Annotated in this window: 2 protein-coding genes and 1 pseudogene; all 3 read right to left on the bottom strand. The window is 57.5% G+C overall.

The window, feature by feature from the left end; translation table 11 throughout:
* Positions 1-232: pseudogene (locus tag J3353_RS16035) on the bottom strand (hypothetical protein); the annotation flags it as partial.
* Positions 216-482, bottom strand: coding sequence for a DUF4315 family protein (locus J3353_RS16030; protein ID WP_097771853.1), 267 nt, complete (start codon positions 480-482; stop codon positions 216-218). The gene J3353_RS16030 and the pseudogene J3353_RS16035, both read right to left, overlap by 17 nt.
* 14 nt (positions 483-496) lie before the next feature.
* On the bottom strand, positions 497-1,135 hold a 639-nt coding region (locus tag J3353_RS16025; RefSeq protein WP_207685251.1), incomplete at its 5' end, for a C40 family peptidase.

The raw sequence follows: 1,135 nt of genomic DNA, 5'->3' as shown, positions 1-1,135 counted from the left end.
CGGAATAGTCGGTGTGGTAATCGTCCACCAGCGTCAGGTTGCCCTCCGGGGTCAGGGCACCAGAGGTTTCGTCCGTGACGGTGACAGTATCTTCCTCCTCCACGATTTCCGGCAGAACAGGCTGTTCCACCGGGGTGGAATCGCCCTCAAAGGCAAAAGCGGGAGCCGCCATGCCAGCGCACAGTGCCGCCGATACCAGCAGCGCACCCAGTTTCTTAATCTTCATCTGCATCGACCTCCTTCTCAAAAGTTGCACCCACAGCAGACAGCGCAGCCGGGTTCGGGGTGGCGGTAGCCGACTGCCGCAGCAGGGCGGCGAGCTGTTCCGGCGTGACCTTTGCAGTTCGCACCATTTCGTTGACCTCGGCGGAATCCTCCTCCTGAATGCGCCGTTCCAGGATCTCGATGCGGTTGTTCAGTTTGATGCGGCGCTCCTTCTCTTTTGCCAGCATCGCCCGCAGCTTATCCGATTTTTCGCTCATAGTAATTCCTCCAATCATTTTGAAAGCCGTCCGAACCCGGCGAGATGCTTCTCCCAGTAGGACGAGTGAATGTTTGCGTACTTGATGGGGTCTCCGGCACTGACCATCATGCCATTGCCCAGATAAATCCCGGTATGGCTCATGCCGGGGGTGTCGTAGGTTCCTTTGAAAAAGACCAGATCTCCGGGCTTTGCTTCGGCCTCGCTGATGTGCTGGCTCTTATTCCACAAGCCGTTGGCGGTGGTGCGCCCCACATCGTAGCCGTTCTGGTTGTACACCCAGCAGACGTAGCCGGAGCAGTCAAAGCCTGTTTCCGGGGTGGAACCGCCCCAGACGTAGGGCGTGCCTACATACTTTTGGGCTTCCTTGTAGATGGCAGCAAACTCGCTGTCGGTCAGGGCTTCTGCCGGAACCTGATAGTCGATGCCCGGTGTGCCGGAGCCATCGGAGCCACCGGGCGGCAAGCCTCCATTAAAAAGATAAGGTCTGCCGCCCAAGGTGTCCTGAAAGATCTCATACCGTTTCCATTGGTCGTTGTCTAGTTCCTCCCGGATAACTACTTCCAGCCCTTTGTTCACCAATTTGGTGTGGAAGATTTTGTACTCGTAGGGCACCTGCGTGGGAACCGGGATTCCTGCCGGGCTGATGACCCA

The organism is Faecalibacterium sp. Marseille-Q4137 (assembly GCF_017377535.1).
Classification (GTDB): Bacteria; Bacillota; Clostridia; order Oscillospirales; family Ruminococcaceae; genus Faecalibacterium; species Faecalibacterium duncaniae.
Note: the sequence above shows the minus strand (reverse complement) of the source record. Positions and strands in the feature narration are given on the sequence as shown.